Source organism: Streptomyces sp. NPDC096152, from assembly GCF_044763235.1.
GTDB lineage: Bacteria > Actinomycetota > Actinomycetes > Streptomycetales > Streptomycetaceae > Streptomyces.
The window spans coordinates 219,531-243,518 of record NZ_JBIWFW010000004.1; the positions used below are offsets into that span (position 1 = coordinate 219,531).

General features: G+C 70.3%; 12 protein-coding genes. 5 read left to right on the forward strand and 7 right to left on the reverse strand.

What is annotated here, in order from left to right; all coding sequences use genetic code 11:
• Nucleotides 1-70: 70 nt before the first annotated feature.
• From ACIQ9G_RS15600 to ACIQ9G_RS15630, 7 genes are all read right to left on the reverse strand, one after another.
• Complete coding sequence (locus ACIQ9G_RS15600; RefSeq protein ID WP_403609088.1) at nt 71-3,004, reverse strand: hypothetical protein; 2,934 nt, start codon at nt 3,002-3,004, stop codon at nt 71-73.
• A gap of 2 nt (nt 3,005-3,006) precedes the next feature.
• Nucleotides 3,007-4,854, reverse strand: coding sequence for an HSP90 family protein (locus tag ACIQ9G_RS15605; RefSeq protein ID WP_403609089.1), 1,848 nt, complete (start codon nt 4,852-4,854; stop codon nt 3,007-3,009).
• Between the two features lie 49 nt (nt 4,855-4,903).
• Nucleotides 4,904-5,890, reverse strand: a complete 987-nt coding sequence (locus tag ACIQ9G_RS15610; RefSeq protein WP_403609091.1) for a hypothetical protein — start codon at nt 5,888-5,890, stop codon at nt 4,904-4,906.
• Nucleotides 5,891-6,413: 523 nt separating this feature from the next.
• Nucleotides 6,414-9,284, reverse strand: a complete 2,871-nt coding sequence (locus ACIQ9G_RS15615; RefSeq protein WP_403609092.1) for a pPIWI_RE module domain-containing protein — start codon at nt 9,282-9,284, stop codon at nt 6,414-6,416.
• Between the two features lie 84 nt (nt 9,285-9,368).
• On the reverse strand, nt 9,369-12,803 hold the full coding sequence (locus tag ACIQ9G_RS15620) for a signal recognition particle (protein WP_403609094.1): 3,435 nt from the start codon (nt 12,801-12,803) through the stop codon (nt 9,369-9,371).
• Complete coding sequence (locus ACIQ9G_RS15625; protein ID WP_403609096.1) at nt 12,796-13,971, reverse strand: hypothetical protein; 1,176 nt, start codon at nt 13,969-13,971, stop codon at nt 12,796-12,798. The genes ACIQ9G_RS15620 and ACIQ9G_RS15625 overlap by 8 nt, the downstream gene beginning before the upstream one ends.
• A complete protein-coding gene (locus tag ACIQ9G_RS15630) occupies nt 13,968-15,614 on the reverse strand; it encodes a PD-(D/E)XK nuclease family protein (RefSeq protein ID WP_403609098.1) in 1,647 nt (548 codons plus the stop codon). Before ACIQ9G_RS15630 ends, ACIQ9G_RS15625 begins: the two co-directional genes overlap by 4 nt.
• Before the next feature lie 136 nt (nt 15,615-15,750).
• Here ACIQ9G_RS15630 and ACIQ9G_RS15635 point away from each other — a divergent pair, with 136 nt between their 5' ends.
• The 5 genes from ACIQ9G_RS15635 (at nt 15,751) to ACIQ9G_RS15655 (ending at nt 23,985) form a co-directional block, all read left to right on the forward strand.
• Entirely contained in the window at nt 15,751-16,626 is an 876-nt protein-coding gene (locus ACIQ9G_RS15635) for a hypothetical protein (protein WP_403609099.1), read from the forward strand.
• A 90-nt stretch (nt 16,627-16,716) separates the two neighbouring features.
• Nucleotides 16,717-17,835 carry a hypothetical protein gene (locus ACIQ9G_RS15640; protein ID WP_403609100.1) on the forward strand — a complete coding sequence of 373 codons (1,119 nt, stop codon included), beginning with the start codon at nt 16,717-16,719 and terminating at the stop codon, nt 17,833-17,835.
• Entirely contained in the window at nt 17,832-19,343 is a 1,512-nt protein-coding gene (locus tag ACIQ9G_RS15645) for a hypothetical protein (RefSeq protein WP_403609102.1), read from the forward strand. Before ACIQ9G_RS15640 ends, ACIQ9G_RS15645 begins: the two co-directional genes overlap by 4 nt.
• Nucleotides 19,340-20,704, forward strand: a complete 1,365-nt coding sequence (locus tag ACIQ9G_RS15650; RefSeq protein ID WP_403609103.1) for an AAA family ATPase — start codon at nt 19,340-19,342, stop codon at nt 20,702-20,704. The genes ACIQ9G_RS15645 and ACIQ9G_RS15650 overlap by 4 nt, the downstream gene beginning before the upstream one ends.
• Before the next feature lie 77 nt (nt 20,705-20,781).
• The gene (locus ACIQ9G_RS15655; protein WP_403609104.1) at nt 20,782-23,985 is read left to right on the forward strand and encodes a BPTD_3080 family restriction endonuclease; all 3,204 of its coding nucleotides are present in this window, start codon (nt 20,782-20,784) and stop codon (nt 23,983-23,985) included.
• Nucleotides 23,986-23,988: the final 3 nt, after the last annotated feature.

The following is a 23,988-nucleotide window of genomic DNA, read 5'->3' on the forward strand; positions in this document are numbered from 1 at the left end:
ACTCCGCGCGAGTTCCCGCACGGCCCACGGTGCCGGGGCGGGCCGGCGCCCCGGCACCGCGTTCGCCGCGTCACCCCTTGTCGCGCAGCCGGGCCGCCAGGGAGGTCAGCGGCTCGGTCACCTCGGTGTGGTCCAGGGCGGTGAGGCGGGAGACCGCCGCGTCGAGGCGGGTGAGGGCGGGGGCGGGGCGTTCCAGGTAGATGCCCTCCACGGCAGCCGCGAGACGGACGCACTCGGCCCACTCGCGGGCGTGGTCCTCGTCGGATCCCGGTTCGCCGAGCAGGGTGAGGGCCTTGTCCAGAGCGGCCAGGGCGGTCTCGTACTCACGGGCGTAGGCGTTGACCCGTCCGTGTTCGTAGGCCAGGGCACTTTCCAGGGAGCGGCCGCGGGCCTCGTACTCCGCGGCGCGGGCCTCGTCGGCGATCCTGCCCGCGTCGGCGAGAAGGGCGAGGGCGTCGGCCAGGCCCTCGGGACCCTGCTGCTGGGCCTGGAGGCGGGCGAGCTCACGCAGGCAGCTGCTGAGCTGCTCGTAGCGGGGGGCCCGGACATGGGCGGCGAGTGCCTGGTCCGCGGCCTCGCGGGCCCGGCCGAACTCGCCGGACTCGGCGAGGAGTACGGCGGTCTCCGCGGCGATCATGGCGTGGCTCCCGGGGTCGTCGTCCCAGCCGGCCGACTCGGACGCGAGGGCGGCGAACTCCGCCGTGGCGGCCTTGAGGTCCTCGCCCGCGTGCAGCGCGCGGGCGCGGGTCAGGCGCAGCTGGGCGACGAGGCGGTCGTCCAGCTCTCCGGCGGCGACGTCCGGTTCGGCCAGGAGGGAGTCGAGCAGAGCGATGCAGTCCTCGACGCGGCCCAGGTCGAGGCTGAATTGGGCCGCGTTGCTGTAGGCGCAGAACGCGTCCGTCCGGCTGCCGTGGCGCAGTTCCAGCTCCGCGGAGCGCGTCAGGTGCCGCAGTGCCTCGTCGGGGCGGCCCAGGTGCATGCAGGCCTCGGCCAGATCACCGTGGAGGCGGGCGGTGTCGACGGTGTCGGACGGCCAGTCGGCGGCCAGTCGCAGGCTCTCGGTCAGGTCCGCGTGCGCGGCCTGCGCGTCCTTGAGGCCGAGCTGCATCCGGCCGCGCAGGCCGAGCGTGCGGGGCAGGTGCCAGGCGGGGCCGTGCGCCTTCAGCCGGTCGAGGAGGGCGTCGATCTCCGTGACCGCGGCGGGCAGATCGCCGGAGAGGGCGTACGTACTGGCCCGCAGCATGAGGGCGCCGGAGACCTGTCCGGCGAGGTCGTGCCGGGTGGCGAAGGCGAGCAGCAGGTCCACCTCGGCGAAGACGGGCGCGACGTGCTCCTCGTTCCCGGACGTCTGCAGACGCAGGCCGAGCGCGGTCGCCCGCAGCCGCAGCACGCGGGCCTCCTGGTACGGGGCGAGGCCCGGCGTCTCCTCGTGCAGACGGACGAGGGCCGCGTGGGCGGCGGTCATCGCGGCGGCCCTCGCCTCGGCTCCGTCGGCACGCTCCGCGGGGATCTGGCCCGCGCGGAGCAGGGCGCAGGCGCGGGCGAGCGCCGCGTCGCCCGGCGCTCCGGCCTCGTCGTACAGGCTCGCGGCCTTCTCGTACAGGGCGGCGGCTTCGTCGAACTCGTCCTTCTCGGCCGCCCGGCTCGCCTCGTCGGCCAGCAGGTCCGCGCGCAGCTGTACGAGCGGTCCCACGGCCGGGTCGCCGGGGTGGGCGTAGTCGGGGGCGGCGAGGAGCGTGCGCAGCCGCGCCCAGCAGGCCGCCGCATCCGGATGCCCCTGCTCGTCCAACGCCCGTGCCCGGGAGATGAGTTCGGGCAGCGAATCGGGGACGGTCGCGGCCGTGCGGGCGGCGGGCGCGACAGCCGGGGCGGCCGGGGCCACGTCGTCGAGGCCGCGGGTGCGCAGGGTCAGTTCCAGTGCGTCCAGGAGGGGGGCACGGTCGAGACGGGCCCTCCGCCGGTCGGTGTGGGCCGTGGTTCCGTTGCGGGCGTCGAAGCGGGCGGCGAGGTCGTCGGCGCGGCCACGCACCTCGGCGCGCAGGCCGGCCACCGTCCAGGTACGGCCCGCGTGTCCGCCTGCGGGCAGTTCGCCGTGGCCGAGGAACTCGACGCGCTGGAGGAGGACCTCCACGCCGGTGAGGAAGCTGAGCAGGTCCAGCGGCGAGTCGACGTCGTCGAACAGGCTCCGGTTCTCGGCGAGCAGTTCCAGGCCGCGTGCCTCGTTGCCGGTCAGCGCGCAGAACTCCAGGTGCCGGCCGACCTCCCCGGCCATCGAGGGATTGCGGCGGCAGCCGCGGTAACCGGCCAGGTGCAGCTCGCGGGCCCGGTCGGTGCGGCCGGTGCGCAGCAGGGGAAGCAGCGCGTACGAGACGGAGCGGGCGGGCTCCTCCTGGCAGGATTCCTTCCCGGCCAGGACGGGCTCCCAGGCGCGCAGCGCCCGCTCGTCGTCGCCCGACGTGAGGTGGAACAGAGCGCGCTCGCAGATCTCGCAGGCCTCGCAGTCGCTGAGCCTGGTGCGGGGACGGCCCGCCCACAGCTCGTAGGCGAGGGAGGTGTCCTCGCCCACGTGGGCGGCGAGCTGGTACGCCTGTCCGTAGTAGGGCTGGAGGCCGAGGCCGGCCCTCTCGTACCGGTCGCGCATCTCCGCCAGCCACTGGCGCAAGGCTGCCAGCGGTATCTCGGGCAGCGCGCGCAGGGCGTGGGCCACCCACTTGAACCGCCAGAACAGCATGTTGCGCAGGCGCTCGTCGAAGACGTCGGGCTGCTCGTCGAAGAGGGTGAGCAGACGAGCGAAGACGACGGGCGACTTCCTGGGCTCGGAGCCGTAGGTGTACGCCTCCTGGAGTTCGAAGAGCGCGTGGACGAGCGGCACGGGCTCCGCGAACCGCTCTGCGGCGTCGACCAGTTCCTCGGCCGTGACGGTACGGGTACGGCCGTAGGGGCGCCCGTCGTTCTCCTGGAGCGCCTCGTACAGCTCGTCAGTGGTCTGGGGTGCGGTCGGCATCGTCAGCTGTCCTTGCGCAGGGCGTGGGCGAGAAGGTCGAGGAAGGAGCGGTTGATGAGGCTCGACTCGGCGGGCCTGAGCGGGCGCCGGGACAGCATCGCGGCCTGCCCGTAGAGCGCTTCGGCGCTGGTGCGGGCCAGTTCGGGTTCGTCGATGGTGACGGCCGTACGGACCAGCGGATTGAGCTGGTTGAGGATCAGCTGGGCCCGCGGAGCCTCCTGGCGCAGGTGGCCGAGGATGTCCCCCCACAGGCCCCCCTGCTGCTCGCGGGCGAGCTGGGAACGGGTGCGCTCGTGCCGGGCCTCGCGGCTGTCGAGGAGGAGGGCTGGGGCGGAGGCGGGCTGGAAGGTGCGCAGCGCGACGTCGCAGTCGAAGACGGCGAGGGCGTCGCGGGCCAGGGCGAGGTAGGCCGCGGCGGCCAGTTCCGTCTCCCGGTCGACGGGGTCGAGGTGGGCGGTGAGCGTCGCCGGGTCGAGGTCGGCGACACTGACCTCCGGTCTGATCTCCGGCAGTCGGTGGACCAGTTCACGGTCGTAGGTGTAGCCGCCGTTGACGACGCCGAGTCCGGCGGCCGAGGCGATCGCCGCGACCTGCCGGAACTCCTCCACGCTGGAGGTCACGAGCACGGTGCGGTGGGTGCGCGCGAACTCGTCCAGCGTGGCGTGGCCGTCGGTGGTCTCGAACGGCAGCCACGGCAACAGCATCCGCAGGATCTCGTCGTCGTGCACCGCCAGCGACTTCACGGCCAGGTGGTGGGCCTGGAGGAAGCGGCCGAGGAGGTCCGGGTCGCCGGCGGCGGTCCGGGCGATCCACGCGCGGAGCCGTTCGGTGAGGGTGTCACGGACCGCGGCTAGGGTGTCGTCCTCGTACAGGGACTCGCGGGACGCCGTCGGGCGGAGGCTCTCGGCGTCGACGACGCAGCGGACGAAGAACGCCCACTCGGGCAGGATCTCCTCGGCCTGCTCGGACAGCAGCATGCCCTTGACGTGCACGCGGTGGCCGTGGCGGCGCCCGGCCGGCACGGCCTCGGGCAGCACGCACGCGATGCCCTTCAGGCCCACGGCCGGCAGGTCCAGCTCGACGGTGTCCAGCGGCGTGAATCCGAAGACCTCTTCGCCGTACGCGGCCAGCGCGCGGGATCGTGCTCCCGGGGTGGGGTACGTACGCGCCCAGGGTGCGGGCTCGGGGTTGACGGACGCGTCCGGTCCGCCCGTGCCGTCGTCGAAGGTCACAGGGTGGCGCAGCAGGGAGCCGAAGTGCCGGGCCAGCGCGTGCACCTGTGCCGGCCGGGTCCACTCGCCCGCGTCGGCGCGGGGCGTCAGCGTGACGGTGGTGCCGGGCCGAGGGCGGGCGGAGGCGGGCAGGGCACGGACGGAGTAGCTGCCGTCGCCGCGTCCCCGCCACTCCACGGCGGGGGCGTCGGGCGTGCGGGCGGAACGGCTCACGACATGGATCTCGTCCGCGACCAGGAAGCAGGAGAGCAGGCCGATGCCGAACTGCCCGATGAAGTCGCCGCGTTGCTCGGCGATCCCCTCGGCACGCTTGCTGCTGCGGCCGATCGTGGCGAGGAAGGTGTGCACGTCGGCCTCCGTGAGACCGACCCCGTCGTCCTCCACCCGTACCACCGAACCGTCGGCGTACAGGCGGATGCCGAACGCGTGGGCGGGGGCGGCCGGTTCGAGGGCGTGCCGTGCGGTCAGCGCGTCCACCGCGTTCTGCAGGAGTTCACGCAGGTAGACGCGGGGGCTGGAGTAGAGGTGGTGGGAGAGGAGATCGACGAGGCCCCGCAGATCCACCTGGAAGGTGCGATCGGCGCCGGCCGGGCTCAAAGGAGTGTCGGGCAGAGTCATCGGGCAGTCCGGGGTGAGGTGAGCGACGAGCGGCGGGTGGGTGGCGGGTTCAGGCGCTGCGCCGGGCGCGGGCGTACATCTTTTCCGGCTGCGCCATGTAACTCCAGGGCCACGGGGTGTACGCGCCTTGCAGCTCGCGGAAGACGCGCGGCAACGCGATCCTCTCGGAGGCCAGGGACAAGGCCATGGCGAAGACGTTGAAGTCGTGCTGCCAGCCCGGGCGACGCACGTAGGCGGCGTGGAGGATGCTGCGCTCGGCCGCGTCGAGCAACTCATCCTGGATCTCGGGGGTGATGAGGCAGTCCTTGTGGTCCGACTCGACCCACTCCTCGATGTGCGCGAGGGCGATCACACAGCCGAGGCGATGCCCCCCGGGCGCGCCGGCGAACGCCTCACGGGCGAACGCCAGGGCCTGTCCGGGCTCGCCGCCCCAACGGGGCTGCAACTGCGACACCCACCCCATGTGGGTCTCCGGATCCAGCGGGTCGCGGCGCAGGGCGGCGTCGAGCCGGGCCTCGTTGACGTCGGGGCCCAGCGACATGCCGCGGCCGGAGGTGAGGAGGCGGCTCCACGGCGTGACCCATTCCGGCCGCAGCTCGGCGGCCTCGAACAGCTGCTCCTCGGCGATGTCGAGCCGCTCGTGGAAAACCCGCCACTGCTCCCGCGTGACGTCCACGGCACGTGCGCCGGTACGCGCCTCCCAGCCCCACTTGATGTGGCGCGCCCCGGATATCAGCAGGGCCGTCGCCCGGCGCTCCTTGTCCTCCTCGACGGCCCGGCCGATCCAGTCCTGCACACCGTCCAGGTCGGCCAGTTCACCGAGGACTTGATGGTCGCGGCCGAGATCGAAGGGGGCCAGCGCCACGCCGACCGCCGCCCAGTCACCCGCTTCGGCCGCCTCCACCAGCGCGAGCACCCGCGCGTCTCCGAGCGCGCGCAGCGTGTACATCCCGTCTCTCTGCCAGCGCGGGACGGGCAGGGCGTAGGGATCCGCCGCCGGTCTCTCCGCACCCCCACCGAACAGCTTGCCGAACATACCGCGCCCTCCCCAGGTCCCGCGTGATCGTCTGGTGCAGCATAAGCGGCCCCACCGACACCGCTTCCGCAGGGTTTCCACGGGTGCTTCACGGAAAAAGGGAAACCCCCACGGGAGGATCGACGGATCCGACGGGTCACCGACAGTCCTGGAGACATCGCACAGCGCATCCGAGCCGCTGCCACCGTGCCGCCGCGCCGCCGCGCCGCCGCGCCGCCGACGAGTAAGGCCCGCGCTACGAGGCCGCGGGCATCCCCCTCACCCACGAACACGCAAACGAGGACCACGACCATAAGGTCGAGGTCCTCGCATCCGTATCGCTATGAAGAGTGGGACGTTCACGAGATCCCTTGACCAGGCACAACAGGACTGATTGATGTTGAGGTTCCCGCGGGCCGCAAGATCAGCCCCCAAGAGCATGCGTATGCATTTATTGATGGCTACACCTACGCCCCTGACGTAGTAGAGGCCTTACCCGCTGGGAAGCCGAGGGGTGAGTCCCTCGGCTTCCCAGCGGGAAGCTTCATTCGTCGTCATCCCCGTCATCGAGGTCGAAGTCGAAAGCCAGCTGGCCCGACAGAGCGTCGTCCGGCGTGGCCGCAGCCTGGGGCTCCGTCGGGTCCAAAGCCTCCTCGATCTCGTGAGGCAGAGCGTAATCGTCCGCGAGTCGCGCGAGGTGGAGGATCAAGGGCAGAGCCAACCCCTCGCGACCAGCACGGTAGTCCTCGCTGAAACGCTGCTGGTGGACGAATGCGGCCCATGCTTCCGCATCGTCACCGGGCTGAAGGCACGCGACGGTCAGTTCGAGGAGGTCCGGATTCCAGGCGTTCGCCGTCGGCCGGTAGGCGTTGTTGCCCGAGGCGTTGGTGTGCGGAGTGAGTTTGGCGTCGTCGTTGGTGAGATTTGGCTGCGAGCCGGACTTGCCGGTCGTGCTGTAGAAGACGCGGTCCGAGTCACCCCGCACTCCGGGCCGCCACAGCCCCATCGCGATGCCCGCACGTTGCTGGCCCCCCCACTTGGGAGAGAGTTCCTCCGCCTCGGCCCAGCACTGTGCCGTTTCGTCCCGGCTGCCATCGGCGATCCGAACGATACGAAGCTGCTTGCCGTACAGACCGATCCGCTGAAGGGGACCCCCGTCGAGGCCGAGCCTGTCCCGTTCCAGACCGTCGTTCCTCAGCCATGGCCAGCGCTTGCGGACGTCCTGGGCGTGGGCCAGGACGAGTGTCGGGGTGCTGCGCAGTTGTGCGAGGGTCTTCTTGATGAAGGCCGCCATGAGGGCCGACTGCTCCGCGCTGTTCTTCCTGCCTTCGACCCTTCCCGTCAATGACTTGAGGAGTTCGGGGTACGGCACCCATGCGTGCATGTCGGCCGACTTGCCCAGCACGCATTTCGCGCCCGGTCGGATGAGCACCGCGATCGGCGTGAACTGCTGCTTGCCCGTGGGCCCGTCAAGGCGGCGTTCCACTAGGTGGAAGGCCACCTGGTTCAGATTCGCGGGGATGAGCGCGTCACCGAGCGTGTGCTGAGGCACCAGCCGCATGCCGGTCTGGCGCAGGCCGTCCGACCAGGCCGCGGCGGCACGCAGACCTGCATCGGCGAGAGCCTCCTCTGTCTCCGCATCCGGGTCCGGTGGACGGATGAATTGGGTCACCAGGCCCGCGTCCGCGCAGCCGAGGCGGATCGCGTGCTTGGGGTCGGTCCGTCGCTTGGCGTGGCGGAAGGCATCCTGCCCGTCGAGCTCCACGAAGGCCAGCCGCACCCCGGGGACGGCTTCCCGCAGAGCGGCCATGGCCTGCGCGACACCGATACGGCGCTCCTCGATGGCCTTCTCGTGTTCCTGCCCCCGGCGCGGCACGCCGTCGCCTCCCAGCGGTGCACCGAGAGAGCCCAGTGGCCGCGCGTGCAGCCGGATGGTCAGCTCCTCCGCCTCCCACACCCAGGTATCGGGACCCTGCTCACGCCGGTGCCCGGCCAGCCCCAGCCCCGTTTCCGCCGCTGCGATCATCTGATCGCGGATGGCGTCGCTCTGGTGGAGCACGACCGCGGTGAGGTCCTCCCCTTCGAGAGCTTTGGCCAGGCGTGCCCGCAGAACCTGAGCGTTGTGGGCCGTGTTCAGCTCACGTTGGTCCAGGATGACCGCGCGCTCTTCGGGAGCCTTCTCTTCCATGTTCTTGGGAATGGACGGCAGCTTCTTGAGCTGCTTCTTGGGTGGCCGCGCGTACGCACTGCGCTCGAGCTTCGGAACGGAGACGAACTCGGGAGCGATCGCCTGCTCCGCCCACTCGATCATCCGTCGGCGTTCACTGGGCATCAGTCCGGTGCCGATCGTGTGCCTGCCCATGGCCGCCTGGTGCCCGATCGCGATCCGGATGCCGTCCCGGCCGTGGATCCAGTGGTCGGCCTCCTTCACCAGCCGGTCCGGGGACGGCAGTGCGTCGAGTGCGCTGATCCCGGCGAGCATTCCTTCTGCTCCGCCCTGACGCCAGTCCGTGGTGCCGTTCTTCCACTCCAGCATGGCGACGGCGAAACGCTGCGGCTGCGGGCCGTCGTGGACGAGGGAGTCGTCCGGGAGCAGGTACGCGGACACGCCCTTGCCGTACGGCATGTAGACCTTGCCGGTGACGAACCGACGCACGCCGGCGGCCACGTGGACGCGCGGGACGGGTGAGAAGGGAACGGTGCGCGCGGTGATGCGGAGGGTCGCCGCGTAGTAGGCCAGCTTGCCGTCGCCGCCACCGCGCCGCCCGGGTACGTACTCGATCACGTTCGACATCAGCTCGGCGCCCCCGCTTCCCTGCCCCCTGGCCCCCGTGCGACCGGCGACCTGTCGGAAAGACAGCTGCTGCCCGTGGTGTTCGTACGGTCCCTGGCGCGCGATCCTTTCGGCGAGGACGTCGGGAAGCAACCGGTACACGTGGGGCGCGGGCAGAGCGGTTCCTCCGAGCGACACCTTCTGCTCGAGGAGATCGACCCTGCTGGGCTGCCAGCTGAGAGCCGCGGTGTCGAGGTCACGAAAGCAGCTCGTCAGCAGGGCCGCGGTCTCGGGATCGCCGGCATCGCGAGGGAGGCTCCTGAGCCAGGTGGCGATGTAGAGGTTCGTCACCGCCATCGGGTACGCGTCCTGGCAGTACAGCCAGGGGTTCTCCGAACCGAACCGTGCCGTGGAGTCGACCGTGATGATGTCCGGCGCGGTGGCGCGCATCAGCTGGTTGACAGCCGCTGTGGGTACGCGGCGCCGTCGCTCGGCCTGCCCCTCTGTCATTCCGCCGTGGTAGAGGCGCAAGAGTGGTTCCTCCCAGTGGGCGGGCAGGGAGAGCGTGTGCATCGGAATGACGAAGGGTCCCCGTGCCTGGTCGGGCAGGTACGCCGCCAGACGGTTGTACTGGTAGGCCATGGTGTCGGTTCTCCTCGGAGCAAGGCGTGAAGTCGTCGGACGCGACGCGAACACGTCGGGAGTGCGGTGTGGTGACGGATACCGTCAGCCCATGTCCACCAGGGCGCGGTAGAGCGGTTCGTACAGCTCACGGACGAGGGACTTGTCGATCGGGGCGGGGTTCCGCTCCGCCGAGTTCCCGTCCTCGAAGTAGGGGGCGAGCACCTCACGCATACTCGCCAGCAGGCTGGTGTCGGGGGTGTCCGCGTCCTGGAATCCGGCTTCTCGGGGGGAGAAGGCCGCGTCGACAAAGACCACCCGGGCCGGCACGCCGCCGCGCACCAGGCGACCGATGACCTGCCACATGACGACGAGCTGGTCCCAGGTGAACGCCGCCTTCTCCTCGTCCCGCAGGCTGGACCAGGCCAACCGTCGGGTGAGGAAGCGGTTCCACTGACGGCGTGCGCGGCTGCGGAATGACACGGCCGCCTGGTCGGGTGTGGCGGCGGCGAGCGCGTTCTGTCGGAAGGACCCGTCGACATCCCGGAGTTGGCGTACGGCCCAGTCGTTGATGGACTGGATGGCGAGCGCGATGTCGTCGGGCCGCGGGTGTGGGCGTGCCAGGAAGTAGACCGTACCGATGGCCGCCTTGCCATCGCGCAGGACGATGTTATGTCCCCGCTCCACGGCGAGCAGCGGCGCGACGAGAATGTCGCCGCCGACTGAGAGGAATGTCTTCACGTCACCGCGGGGCAGCGTCCGTGCGGCGGCGTCCTCCGGCAGCCGGGTCCAGGCGGTGTCGGAGTCCGCGTCGTCGGACACGAGTCGGGTGACGCGGCCGTTCCACTCGGGGATCTGGTTGAGGTACTCGGCGGCCCGGCGTGCCTCGTCGTAGCTGCCGACGAGCAACAAGATGCGGCGGCGGTCTGGATCGTCGATCTCCTTCAGCTCGGCGTCCAGCATGCTCTCGGCGTCGGGCAGACTCCGGTCGGGCACCGCGAGCTGGTGCAGCATGTGCAGAAGGGCCTGCGGCCGTTCCTCGGGGTCGCAGCCGGACAGGCGCAGCGGCTTGGGCCGCTCGTTCCCGGGCCAGTACAGGAACTCCTTGCGGAACTCGCTGCCCAGTACGGCTTCGACTTCCTCATCGTGAGGACGCAGTACAGCCCCGACTTCGGCGTGCACGTGATACCTGCTCGACGTGCCCGCCCAGCTCGTCGCGGACATGAGCAGGACGTGCGGGCCCGGACGGCCGTCCACGGCGCACAGGTCGCCCAGCCGCATGAGCAGTTCGCGGCCCACACCGTTGCAGTGGAAGAAGCGGAGTTCACCACTGCGGTCACCATCGCGCTTACGGTCGTCGTGGCGGAACTGGAAGCCGAGCACGTTGCCCATGGGCGACTCGGGGATGACCGCCTCGTAGTCCTTGGGAGGCCTGCGGGAGAGCACGTTCGAGGCGCTCTCGAGATTGAGCGCGGCCTCGACGCGCGGCCACAGCGTGGTCATGAAGTCGAGACGGCTGTGCAGGGCGGAAAGGAGCAGGGTGAACTCGAAGCGCCGGGCCTGGAGGTCGGCGTCCGCGAGCACCGTGCTGTCGTCTCCGACGATGTCGGTGAGGGTGTCGCGCAGCCTCTCACGCGTCCGTGCTCCCTGGGGCGCGTGCAGGAGTTCGAGGGCGAGGTGGACGAAGGTGTTCACCAAGGGTGTCACTTCATCGTCGTCTCCCGTGCTTTGCTGCTCGTGCAGCGGGTCGTCGCGGAACCGGCCGAGAGCACCGTCCAGCGTCCGGGCCGCCGCAGGCGGGCGTTCGCCCTCCTTCCGCCCCGGGAACCAGCTGTCCAGCAGCAGGTTGTGGAGAGTGAAGGCACTGAAGTAGTCGACGCTGATCCACCGCCGGAGTTTGTCGTCCTTGACGAGCAGGGCGAAGAGGCGGTCAGTGGCGGCGCTGACCGTGTTGACGGCGTTGGTCCAGTCGTCGACGTCACGGGCGGACAGCTGGAGCCGGCCGTCCCGGGCCATCTGCTGGAACTTGTGGACGGCGACTTCGTCGAACCAGGAGTTCGGCGCCTTGCCCACTAGAGTGCTGGCTGGCGCGAAGGCCGTGTCGAGCTGCATCTGGACCCGGTCTGCCTCGTCGACGATGATCAGGTCGCTGAGTCGGCACGCGAGTTCGAGGTACCGGAGCTGTTCCTGGTGCTGGTGCAGCGGGACGGAACTGTGCACGAGACCGGCCGGGGTGGCGACCCACACCTGTGCGTCGACCAGATCACGAGCCCCGCGGTGGCGCGGACAGCGGTTCCACAACGGGCACAGTCTCCGCTGCGGCTTCGGGCCTTGCGCGTCACGCTGCGTGCTGTACTCCTCGTCGAGGAGGGGATCGCCGTCCGTGGCCTGCTGCTCGGGGACGGTGTACAGGGTGATGCACGGTGCATCGCGGACGCCGAGCGGGCGGCGGGCTTCCAGGCCGCGCAGCACGTCGACGGGGCAGGCGCTGCTGAGGTAGGCGAAGCCCGCGTGGTCGTGCCCGAGCATGGTGGCAGCGCCAGTCGTGGCGGTGCGGCGATGCAGCCGGTTGATGTTGCGCTCCCTGGTGGAGTGCCCGAGGATCGGCGCCGCCCGCACACCGAGCCGGTCGAACTGCTCCACCACGGCGAGTGTCTCGGCCACGTCGCCGACGACGATGGTGACCCGGCGGGGTGTCCGGGTCACGAGGTGGTAGGTCAGGATGTCCCTGAGGGTGGACTTGCCTGCTCCCACCATCCCTACGAGGTGCAGCAGCCTGTCGATCCTCAGCCGTCCCTGTTCGGTGAAGCGGCCGAGTTCCGCGTCGCGCACGAGCAGTTTCACCCGCCGGAGCCGCCCGGCCCAGCCGTTGCGCGGCCCCTCCGGCGCCGTCGCCTCGACGGCGTCCATCTCGTCGGCGGCCTTCTCGAGCTCTTCCCAGGTGACGTCGACGGGCTCTCCACGCCCGGCCGGTGGTGCGTCAAGCGCGTGGGCGCGCGGCAGGGTGTCCGTCAGCAGTTCCTCGTCGAACACCACGGAATGGGTACGGTGCACCCGGAAGGTGTGCTCTCCCTCCTCGGCGAACGGAATGGACCGCGTCGCGAACCGCGGAGCGGTGCTGAGCAGTTCTTCGAAGATCTCGAAACGGCGTGCGGCGCGCGACGGCTCGCGACGGCTCGGTACGGAGCCGGGTCCGTCGATGTCGTATCCGCGCAGGTGCTGGGGGACCTTCAGGTAGTCGGTCAGCGCCTCCGACCAGGCGTGCCGGCGCCGCATGTCCCACAGGTAGTGGCGGGCGCGCAGAACGCGCAGCCGCTGTTCGTCGGTGCGGACGTCTCCGAACACCTCGCTGTACGGGTAACCGCCCAGCAGCGGCCAGACATCGGCGGCCGTGCGGGTGGCAGTCACGTCCTGCAGGAGGTACAGGCCCAGCTCGACGTCGAGAAGGTCGCCAGGGCGGAAGCTGCCGAGGTTCACTGGCCACACCTCGGTGAGCTGCTGCGGGGAGCAGCGCCGGTGCCATCCTCTGCGGTCACGCACGGCGTCCTCCTTCGGTGCGCGGGTCCCCCGCCTTGTCACGTGGGGTGGAGATCTCATCGGCGACCAGCCGCAGGAAGGCCCGGTCGTCCAGCAGGGTGACCCGATCGGCCAGGTCCTCCGGCAGGTTGCGGCGGAACTGCCGCCCATACGCCTCGTTGTCGCGGAAGCGGTAGCGGGGCACGACGAGGAACGCCCGGTCGTACGGCGGCTCGTTCCTGAACGGCGTGAGGGAGCGCGCCAGGAGAACGGGGTTCACCCGGTCCTTGACGTCCACCGCCCAGTGCTGTCGCCCCGGCAGGGGGACGCGCAGGTCGTACGCGTCGTAGTTGGGCCACATCTCAGCGGTGATTCCGAACTTCTTCTCCAGGGCGGCTTGCAGATCGGTCTCCGCGAGCCCGGGGCTGGTGATGAACATCCGCAGGGGGCGGCTGAGCTGGAAGACTCCGCCTTTGTCGGCACGAAGCGGCGTGCCTTTGTCCGAGGTGCCGTCGCTGCGGCACCGGTCCAGTTCGCATCGGTGACCGCCGTGCAGCAGCGGCACCATCAGGCAGCGGCAGCGAGCGCACCGCCGGTATGTGCCGCGCCGCAGGTAGGAGGCGGGCACGGGCTCGTAGCAGCGCTTGATCACATCGTGCAGCAGCATCCCGCAGTCGGGATCGCCACCGAGCAGCGCCAGCTCGGCGCCGGTCAGCGCGGGCCTGGAGGTGAGCAGGGCCCGGAACGCGGTGTAGGCCTGCGGGGCTTTGGCCGCGCGGCACACGGCGAGTGCTTCCCGGATGCGTTCGTTCTCGAAGAGCTCGGCGGCCGGGTCGGCCGCGCTCACCTCCCACTCCAGGCAGAGCTGGTGCGGCAGCCGGGTCTCCGGATCGACGAGCAGGGCCGTGCCCGGAAAGTTCTCGGGCGGCAGCTCCAACGGCCACTCGATCAGCGGCCGTTCACAAGCCCAGCGGACCATCTGCGGCACACTGCCCGGCGGTTCCTCGCCCCGGCGCAGGCAGTGCAGGACGAGGCGGTTGTACGCGTTCTGCACCTTCGCCGGGTAGACCGGGTTGGGTACCGTCCTCTGCCGGGACAGGCACGCCAGGGCGCTGGCGATCTGTCGGAGCAGCCCCTCGTCCGTGCCGACGGCGTCCTCGGACCGTGCGTCCCTCGTGTCGGTCGTGGTCACGCCTCCCCCTCTCCCGCGACGGCGCCGTCGGGCGCGGCAGCGGCGCTCGGACACCACCGGGACACCGGGCAGAACCGGCAATGCGGGCCGGGGCGGGCGTCCCATGTCTCGTCATCCCGCCACGGACCGGCGTACCGTCGCAGCACCGACAGCGCCTTCCGCTGCCGGCCGGGGTCCGTCGGGTCGATCACGTGCGGATCGGAACCATCCGGCCGGAGGATCTCCACCTCGACGCGCGAGCCGTCCGGATCGCCGCCCAGCGCGCCCTGCGCCAGAAGCGCGACCGCCAGGGCGAGTTGGGGGTAGGTGTCGAGAAGGTCCTCGTGGTGGCGACGCCGCTTCCGTGTCGTCTTGAGCTCCCGCCACACCCAGGAGCCGTCCTCCTGGTAGAGCAGGTCGGGTTTGGCGATGACGACGGCCTGCGCCGCGGTGTCGTGGACGACCCGGAGGGCTTCGGGCTCGACCCGCTGGATGAGGGCGGCGTCCTGGAAGGGACAGGCGTCGACGTGGTGGAGCAGCATGTCCCGACCGGCCGCGGCGTCCTCGTCGGAGACCCGCCAGCGGCCTTCTGTCCAATTCTCGCCCTCCGGGGGCATGTCGCCGGCCGCGCACGGCGGCCACCCCGGGCGCCGGTGCAGCTTTTCTATCCAGCCGTGCACCGCCTGGCCGAGCCTGGCCGCGCTGCCGTACTCGTCGGACTTGGGCAGGTGCAGGGCGCGGAGGAACCCCTGTGCGGGGCAGGCCGCGTGATAGCGCAGATCGCTGACCGACACCTTCCTCAGCGGTGCCACCCTCGAGGGAAGGCCGAGGACGCCCGGCCTGCGCGACACGGCCTCGCAGCCCGTGAACTGCTTGCAGTCGACGCAGGATGAGCCGGGTACCGGCCTGCCGCCCGCCACGACACGGGCCACGTGCGCGTGCCCATGCTCGGCGTAGTAGGCCTCGGCGTCCTCGGCCATCCCGTCGAACTGCACGCGCGGTTGTCCGTCGGCGAGCCCGACTTCGACGACACGCACCCGCTCGGGCGGGGCAGTGAGCCCGTACGGCTGGAACGCGCGCGCCCACTTCCGCGGCCAGGCCGCCGGGCGCCCGTGAACGGCCACGTACACGGCGATGGCGATCTCGCCGGGCTCGGAGTCCTTGGCCCCGCCGTGCCGCAGCCGCCGGTACTCGCGCAGTCGTCCGTCGGCCGACTCGTACCTGCGCCACCAGGCGTACAGCTCCCAGAACTTGCCGTTCTCCCGCTGGGCCACCCAGTACGGGCGGACCGGCTGCAGCCGCTGCTCACCGTCGCCGGTGCACGCTTCTATGTACGTACGGAGGGCGTGCTCGGCATACGTCAGGTGACCGGGGTGGAGCGCGGGGGTGCGGGAGCGCAGCCCCGCCAGGGCCTGGTCGGGTGTCTCACCGTGGAACTCGACCCGGTCGACGGCGTCCATCACCGGCCCGAGGGTAAACGTCTCGAGCCCCGGCTTCGGAAGCCGGAGAGGCCGGGTCGGCCACAGACCGGGCCGGGCCTTGGCGGCGGCGTGCGAGGGGCAGGTGTGCTCCTCGCTCCCACCCGTACCGGGCCCCACGCGCACGAGGCCGTCGTTCCCGGTCAGCCAGTGCGGCTTGTGCCACGCCGTCGTGTCGTGGCTCATTGCCTCCCCCTTGTCTCGGAACAAACGGCACCCTTCGGTCCGGCCGGGTGCACCGCCGCATTCGACCGTAGCAGGTAATCTTGGAACTCATTGGAAGTTCTTGGCATAGGTTGGTTGCTGCGCTAAGCTGCCCCGCATGGCGGCATCACTGGAGGAACTCGAGCAGCGCCTGTCCCACCTGCGCACCGAGCTGCGCGGCGCCGTGCGCGCACGGGACAAGGCCGAAACCGCGCGCATCCGTCGCGCGCTGCGCGAAGCCGAGGCCGCCTGGGAGCACGCCCTCGAGACCGAGGCGGAACCGGACGGCGAGGCACTCCCGGCCGAGCCCCCGGCCCCGCAGACGTCGGCAACCACAGGCGCACCACGCCGCACGGAGCGCCCGACGCACGGCTCCATCCCGATCCGCGAACAGGTCCACCAGGCACTCACCCTGCTGGGCGCCCCTGCGGCCCCGAAGCTCATCTCGTCCACGTACGAGGCGTTCTTCACCGAGTCGCTGGTCGCCACCAAACTCGCATCCCTCCGCCGCGACGAGGAGCGCTCCTTCACGGCACAGGGCTATGCCCGCCCGTACTACATCTGCGCGGCACTGACCCACGACCGCCTGGTCCCCGCACGCGGACTCCTGGCCCTGTCCACCTGGCCCGTGGAGCGGCGGATCATCGGCCCGCTCAGCCCGCGCGCCGACTTCCTCACCCACGCGGTGGGAACCGCCGAGCAGATCCAGCGACTCACCACCGCGGGGCATCCGGCACCGGACGCGGCTTGGCGACTGCTGCGCCGTTTCGCCCTCACGATCCCGGGCGCCTACGACGCCGCGGCCCCGGAACCCGACCCCGCCCGCGTGATCACGGCCGCCCACGCCGAAGCGGCCGTCCACCAGCAGGAGGACGACCAGCAACGGCAAGCGGCCGCGCAGCGCGCCCGTACCCAACTCGCCGACGTACAGCAGCTGTTCGGTGCGGCACCGATGCGTGACGCCCTGCGCGACGCGAGTGGGACCCTGTCCTGACGACCCCTTCCCGACGGCGATGACCTCAGACGCCTCGCACGCCGGTGATCTTCCTAAGACGTGCCCGAAGACGTTCCCGAAGTAGAGACGATGCCCTCGCAGCAGTCCGAACCCCCCGACGACCGACTCGCACGGCTGCGTGGACCGCAGCCCCCTCAGCCCTACACCGCTCGCAAGATCACCGCCCTGACCGCCAATCCCGCCTGCGCCCGCCGCGCCGTCCTCGACGCCGCCGGGGTGGACAAGGCGCTGCTCGCCCAGCAGGTCGGATACGAGCCGCGCTTCGGCCAGTCACCGTTCGCCCTCGCGCGCGAACAGGCGTTCCACGGCCTCGTGAAGTGGGGCAGCTACGCCGAGCTCATCCGGCTGCTGCGCGAGCAGCTCTCCGTCCCCGTGGCGGAGGCCCATGTCGCCGACCTCAACGAGGTGGGGGGCAACATCGCCGTGCACCTGCGCGAGCGGGAGACCCGCCGCCTCATCGCGCACGTGGCCTCCGGCCAGGACGTACGGCTCATCCTTGACCGTCCCGTACTCACCCTCGAAGTCGCCGGCCAGACGGCGTACTTGGAGCCAGACGCGCTCACCCACCGCATCGGGGGCAAGTTCCACGTCGTCCTGATCCGCTCGTTCGCGGCGATCGACGGCCAGGCCAATCCGACCGCCGTCGCCGAGGCGGCCAAGCAGGCCGCGGTGTACGTCCTCGCTCTGCACCGCGCCTTCGAGACGGCCGGCCTGCCCACCGAGCAGATCTCCCACGAGTTCCTGCTCGCCTGCCCCAAGGACTTCTCCAACCGCCCCTACGGCCGCCTGATCGACCTCCGGCAGGAACTCGACGCCCTCCAGTTCCAGCTCTCCAGGCTGCGGCGCGCCGAGGACCTCGCGGCCCGGCTCCCCGAGACGGCGACCCTGGACACGACCCGAAGCATGGACGAACTCTCCTCCTCTATAGAGGCGTTGGACGCGTCGTACACGCCTTCCTGCCTGTCCTTCTGTGAAATGGCGCGCTACTGCCGCGACGAGGCCGACGGATGCGCCTCGCCGGCCCGCCTGGGCAGCGGCGTGCGCAACGACCTGCCGGGCATCGACTCCACCCGCACCGCGCTCGACTACCTGGACGGCGTCGCCGCCCCAGGAGAGGCCGAGGCGGAAGCCGCCGACCTGCTGCGCGCCGCGGCCCGGCTGCGCCGACTCCGCCGGGGGGCCGCATGAGCGTCCTGTCCACCGTTGCGGCGCTCACGGCGTCCCGCACCGGCCGTGCCGAACCGCTGACGACCGTCCGTCACCAGCACCTGGACCAGAAGCCGTTTGTCCTGGTGCCGCTCACCCTCGCCGGCGAGGCGTGCGCACCGCTGGCCGCGCTCGCGGGTACGGACCCCGAGCACCCGACCCTTCTCACCGTCCGCCAGCCGCGCAACCGCGCCGAACGCTTCCGGTTCGCCGAGCGCCTGGCCGCACTCCTCCTCGCGTACATCGACGGGTGCCGGACGGAAACGGAGGCCTACACCGTCGGCCGTGGCAAGGAGAAGGAGGAACGCCTGGGCTTCCAGCGGGCTCCGCAGCTCCTCGTCCCGAACGGCGAGGGCATCGCGTACGTGCGCCTGCTCGGCCGACTGACCAGACTGCGCGCCACCGAGGGGCCGTACGCGGTCGACCCGTCCGTGCCAGCCCTCGGCAAGTGGTTGACCTGGTTCGCGGACCTGGCCGAGTTCCCGGACTCCGGTGTGATGCTCGCGATGACCCGGCTGCTCGCCGCCAACTGGGCCACGGGCCAGAGTTCTTCCGAGGACTCCCACCTCGCGTCCCTGCTCGCCTGGATCGATCCACCGGAGGGCAGTGACGGCGCGCGGGCGGCACGGGAGGCGGAGGACCCCGCCGTGTGGCCGCCGGCCGGTCCGTCCACCGACCCGGTCTTCGACCGGACCCTGCACGAGTTGATGACGCGCTACGACGAGGCGTCCGACGACCGCGGACGCGAGGCGGTCGGCCGCCAGATCGACCGTGAGCTGAGCGGCCAGATGCTGCCCACCTGGCGGCTGATGTGGCGCGGCGTGGAGTTGCTCCGCGAGCTGCCGGAGGCCGCCCACGTTCCCGGCCGCTGGGCCCTCGACCGGCGCTGGTTCTCCGAGTACGCCGAGTACCTGGACGCCGACGGCCGCCCGCAGGCTCGCCGCGACCAGGCCGTCCGAGCCGCCCGCCGCCTGGCCCGGCTGGAGGACGCGGTCACCCGCTATGAGGCGCAGCGCGCGTACGACGACCCGCTGGTGATGGCGGAGTACGAGCTGACCGGCGAGGCGTTCACGGGCACGGTGACGGCCAGGGACGAGGACCGCTTCGTCCCCGGCGACCGTCCCGGCTCCCAGGTCTGGCGTCCGACGATCGTCCTCCGCACCGACACCCGCGTCGCCCTCGCGGTCGGCACGGAGGTGAAGTCCCCGGTCCGGCCCGGCCAGGAGGCCCGCATCCTCGAAGTCAGGCAGGGGGACGACGGCGGCCACACCGTGGTGCTCCAGCTCAAGGGCGGCTTCGCGAGGAAGCGCACACCGCCGGCACCAGCCGGCACCCTCGCGGAGGCCGGCGAGGAGCTGACGTACACCACGCTCAACCCCACGGCCATGCCGTCCGCCCTGCCCGACGAGGAGAACACCCCCTGGACCCATGGCGGTCCGCCGCAGCCTTACGAGCCCACCGACGAGGACGCAGAGGAGACCTGGGAGTGACCGCCCTCCTTCCCGACACCGGGGAGCCCGAAGTCCTCACCCCCGGCGAACGCGCGGACCGGGCGGTCGCGGGGATCCTGACCAGCCTCGACACCGCGCCCGGCCGGGGCGTCGTAGTGGACTCGCCGCCCGGAGCCGGAAAGTCCACGCTGGTGGTGAGGGCCACCGGGCACCTGACATCCGCGGGCCATCAGCTCATGATCGTCGCGCAGACCAACGAGCAGGTCGACGACCTGGTGGACCGCATCGCGCGGGAGCATCCCGGCCTTGCGCTCGGCCGCCTCCACGCCGGCGGCCACGTCCTTCCGCCCCGTGTCACCCGGCACCCCAACGTCACCGGGAGCAGCCAGGTGGCGGACCTGCGCGACCTGCCCGTCGTGGTGTCCACCGCGAAGAAGTGGTCGTTCGTCACGCCGGACAAGTGCGCGCCGTGGCGGTGGGCCATCGTCGACGAGGCGTACCAGATGCGCTCGGACGGGCTGCTGGCGACGGCCCCGCTGTTCGCCCAGGACGACTCGCAGGTCCTTTTCGTCGGCGATCCCGGCCAGCTCGACCCCTTCGCCACCGTGGAGTCCGACCGCTGGCACGGCCTGACCTGGGACCCCCTGCGCAACGCGGTCGACGTCACCCTCGCCCACAACCCCGACCTCGTCCGCCACCAACTCCCCGTCTCCTGGCGCCTTCCGGAGACGGCGGCACCCCTGGTCGAGCGTGCCTTCTACCCCTTCTACCGGTTCGTCCCCGGTACGACGGCACCGGAGCGAGTCCTGTCGTACGGCAGCCTGTCCCACGGATCCACCCCACTGGACGACGTCCTCGCCCGGGCCGCCGACTCCGGCTGGGGACACCTGGAACTCCCCGCCCGCCACACCCTCGACCAGGACCCGGAGGTGGCGGATGCCCTCGCGTCGACGGCGGTCCGGCTGCTGGAGCGCGGTGCGCTGGTCAACGGGGAGCCCCTGACCGCGGACCGCATCGCGATCGGTACGGCACGCACCGTGCAGGCGGAGGCGGTCCGCTCCCGCCTCGCCGCCCGCGGCCTGACCGGCATCACCGTGGACACCGCCAACCGCCTCCAGGGCCGCGAGTTCGACGTCACCCTGGTCTGGCACCCGCTGTCCGGCCGCCAGGACGCCTCCGCCTTCCACCTGGAGACGGGCCGCCTGTGCGTCCTGCTCTCCCGGCACCGCTTCGCCTGCATCGTGGTGGCCCGCGCCGGCATCCGCGACCTGCTGGACCGGCATCCGCGGAGCAGTCCTGTGTACCTGGACGTACCGCCCAAGTTTCCGGATGGGTGGCGGGCGCATCAGGTGGTCATGGGGTGGCTGGAGCGGGGGGAGCACCGGGTGCGGACTTCCTGATCATGCACGAATGGGGTCATTGTCGGTGGCAGGATGTACGGTCCACGCAGATGTGGCGTGAGGGAGATATCTAGAGCATGGCAGCAGTGATCGAGAACCCGATCATCAATTCGCCGTACGCGGAGCCGGCCTGGCACTGGGAACTGGACGAGCGGGGGCAGCCGACCGGTGAACGGGCTCCCGGGCGCCGCCCTAGCGAGACCTGGATGCCCGTCCCGCGCGCCCGGAAGGGGCGCAAGACGTCGGCCGGCGTCCAGCACGAGCTGTTCATCGACGGCATCCTGGAGGAACGCAAGGGCCAGGACGTCATCGGCAACATCCGCAACGAGGTCGCCCGCTGGCGCACGGCGGGGTACCCCAATATCACGCCGACGACCCGCCGTCTCCTGGAGTACTGGACCGACCCTACCCGGGAGCGGAAGCTCTTCTTCGCTCAGGTGGAAGCGGTGGAAACCGCCATATACCTGACGGAGGTGGGCACGAAACTCGGCAGGCCGTGGATCAAGACCCACCTGGAAGAGACCAACCAGGAACACAACGCGGGGCTGCCCAGGGTCGCACTGAAGATGGCCACAGGCGCGGGCAAGACCGTCGTGATGGCGATGCTGATCGCCTGGAACGTCCTCAACAAGGTCGCCAGTCCGCAGGACCCCCGGTTCGCCAAGCGATTCCTCCTGGTCGCGCCCGGTGTGACCATCCGGGATCGGTTGCGGGTCCTGATGCCGTCCGACCCTAACAACTACTACGACGAACGGGACATCGTCCCGGCGGACCTGTGGGGTGCGCTCGGCCGGGCGCAGGTGGCGATCACCAACTACCACGCGTTCATGCTCAAGACGACGCGAGAGGGCCAGGGACTCGCTTCCAAGACCAAGAAGCTGCTGCTGGCCAGGGCGAAGAATGACCCCTTCGTCGAGACGCCCGACATGATGGTCAACCGGGTACTGCGCGATCTGGGAGGCAGCAAGGGCGAAATCATCGTCATAAACGACGAGGCGCACCACTGCTACCAGACCCGCGGGGCCGCCTTGGAGGGGGCCGTCACCCTCGAGGACCTGAAGGGGGAGGAGAAAAAGCAGGCCGAGGAGGAGAACAAGCACGCGCGCCAGTGGTTCGACGGCCTGAACCACATCATGCGCAAGACCGGCGTCAAGACGGTCTACGACCTCTCCGCAACTCCCTTCTACCTGAACGGCTCGGGCTACCCGGAGGGCACCCTCTTCCCCTGGGTGGTCAGCGACTTCGGACTCATGGACGCCATCGAGTCGGGCCTGGTCAAGATCCCGCGCGTGCCCGTGGACGATGACGCGGAGCACAAGGAGGTCTCATACCTGAACCTGTGGGAGCACATCAGGGACGAGATGCCGAAGCGCTCCCAAAAGCCGGAGACACTCGCGGACAAAACCTTGCCGGCAGTCCTGGACGGGGCAGCCCACAGCCTGTATCGGAACTACGCAGAGGCCTTCGCGCGCTGGGAAGAGGAGACCCGGGGCACCGGCTCCACTCCCCCGGTGTTCATCGTCGTCTGCAACAACACGACGGTGTCAAAGTGGGTGTACGACCAGATCGCCGGGCACGAACTGCCGGACACGGACGGCCTCGGCAAGTCGGGCATGCTTGAGCTCTTTTCCAACTACGACAAGCAGGGCCGCCGCTACCCCGTGCCGCGCACCATCCTGGTCGACTCTGCGCAGCTGGAGTCCGACAACCCCCAGCTGGACGCACAGTTCAAGGCTGCGGCGGCCGAGGAGCTGGAGGCGTTCAAGGAGGAGTACCGCACCCGGTTCCCCGACCGGGACGTGGAGGCACTCACGGATGCCGACCTGCTGCGTGAGGTCCTGAACACCGTCGGCAAGAAGGGCAAGCTCGGGCAGGACGTCCGGTGTGTCGTGTCCGTATCCATGCTGACGGAGGGCTGGGACGCCAACACGGTCACTCACGTACTGGGTGTCCGGGCCTTCGGCAGCCATCTGCTGTGCGAACAGGTGGTGGGCCGAGGGCTACGCCGCATCTCGTACGCGGCGAATGACGAAGGACTGTTGGAGCCCGAATACGCGGACGTGTACGGCATCCCCTTCCAGTTCATCCAGACCGACCCGAATCGGGAGCTGAAGACCAAGCCCCGACCGGAGCCGAAGCACGTCCGGGCCATGAAGGATCGCGAGGAGCTGCGCATCACCTTCCCGCGCTTGGAGGGGTACCGCGTAGAGATCGAGGAGGCGCGCTTCTACGCGGACTTCACGCAGGCGGAACCGTTCAAGGTGAACGAGCACGTCGCGACGCGGGCCGAGGTGGAAGGCATCATTGGGAAGAGCGCCACACACACACTGGTGGACGGTCGAGGTGTCCGCGTCCAGCAAGTTGCCTTCCAGGTGGCCAAGCTGGCTCTGGAACTACTGGAAGATCCGAAGCAGGGTCGCAAGCCCTGGATGTTCCCGAACCTCGTGCAGCTCGCCAAGGACTGGATCACTCACTGTGTCGGGACGGACAACCAGCGGGACTTGACGATCATTTCCAGCGTCTCCGAGGAACGACTGCGGGCTGCCCAGCAGTTTTTCGCCGCGCTGAACCGTCAGGAGGGCAACAACTCGACCAAGGTGGTGCCGATCTTCGCGCGGTATGCGCCGGAGGGTTCCACGGATGACGTGAACTTCTACACGACCAAGGCAGTCTACGAGGCCGAACCGGACAGGTCGCCGGTTAATTACGTCGTCCTCGACGGAATAGGCGGGAACACCTGGGAGCAGATTCTGGCGACACTGCTCGATGGCAACAAGAACGTGGAGTCGTACGTCAAGAACGACCACCTGGAGTTTGCGATCCCGTACCTCTACGCCGGACGCACCCATCGGTACTTGCCTGACTTCATCGTCCGGTTGAAGCCACGCGATGAAGAGGACCGGCAGCATCACCTCATCGTGGAAGTGTCGGGCTCCCGAAAGTCAGCCGGCAAGCGGGCCATGAAGGCGGAGACCGCACGCATGTGGTGCGCGGCCGTCAACAACCACGGGGGTTTCGGCAAGTGGGGTTACGTCGAACTGTCGGAGGATCCAACCAAGTTCAAGATCGGTCTGAACCTGGCGATTCAGTCGCTGTACGACGACGGGGAACTGACGGGCCTCTACGACGAGGGGCTCAAGAGTGTCGAGCGGCTCAAGAACGACGATGACGACGCGGACTGGGGTGGCGACGACTACCCCTGGGACGACCTGTTCAGCGCGGCGCGCGAGGCGGAGGCCGAGCAGCGGCGGCACGACGGCAACAATGAGGAAGGGAAGTAAGGA

Coding starts and splice junctions, on each gene's coding strand:
- ACIQ9G_RS15610 (WP_403609091.1), bottom strand. CDS start 5,890: ATGTTCGGCAAGCTGTTCGGTGGGGGTGCGGAGAGACCGGCGGCGGAT.
- ACIQ9G_RS15655 (WP_403609104.1), top strand. CDS start 20,782: ATGGCAGCAGTGATCGAGAACCCGATCATCAATTCGCCGTACGCGGAG.
- ACIQ9G_RS15605 (WP_403609089.1), bottom strand. CDS start 4,854: ATGACTCTGCCCGACACTCCTTTGAGCCCGGCCGGCGCCGATCGCACC.
- ACIQ9G_RS15635 (WP_403609099.1), top strand. CDS start 15,751: ATGGCGGCATCACTGGAGGAACTCGAGCAGCGCCTGTCCCACCTGCGC.
- ACIQ9G_RS15615 (WP_403609092.1), bottom strand. CDS start 9,284: ATGGCCTACCAGTACAACCGTCTGGCGGCGTACCTGCCCGACCAGGCA.
- ACIQ9G_RS15600 (WP_403609088.1), bottom strand. CDS start 3,004: ATGCCGACCGCACCCCAGACCACTGACGAGCTGTACGAGGCGCTCCAG.
- ACIQ9G_RS15640 (WP_403609100.1), top strand. CDS start 16,717: ATGCCCTCGCAGCAGTCCGAACCCCCCGACGACCGACTCGCACGGCTG.
- ACIQ9G_RS15630 (WP_403609098.1), bottom strand. CDS start 15,614: ATGAGCCACGACACGACGGCGTGGCACAAGCCGCACTGGCTGACCGGG.
- ACIQ9G_RS15645 (WP_403609102.1), top strand. CDS start 17,832: ATGAGCGTCCTGTCCACCGTTGCGGCGCTCACGGCGTCCCGCACCGGC.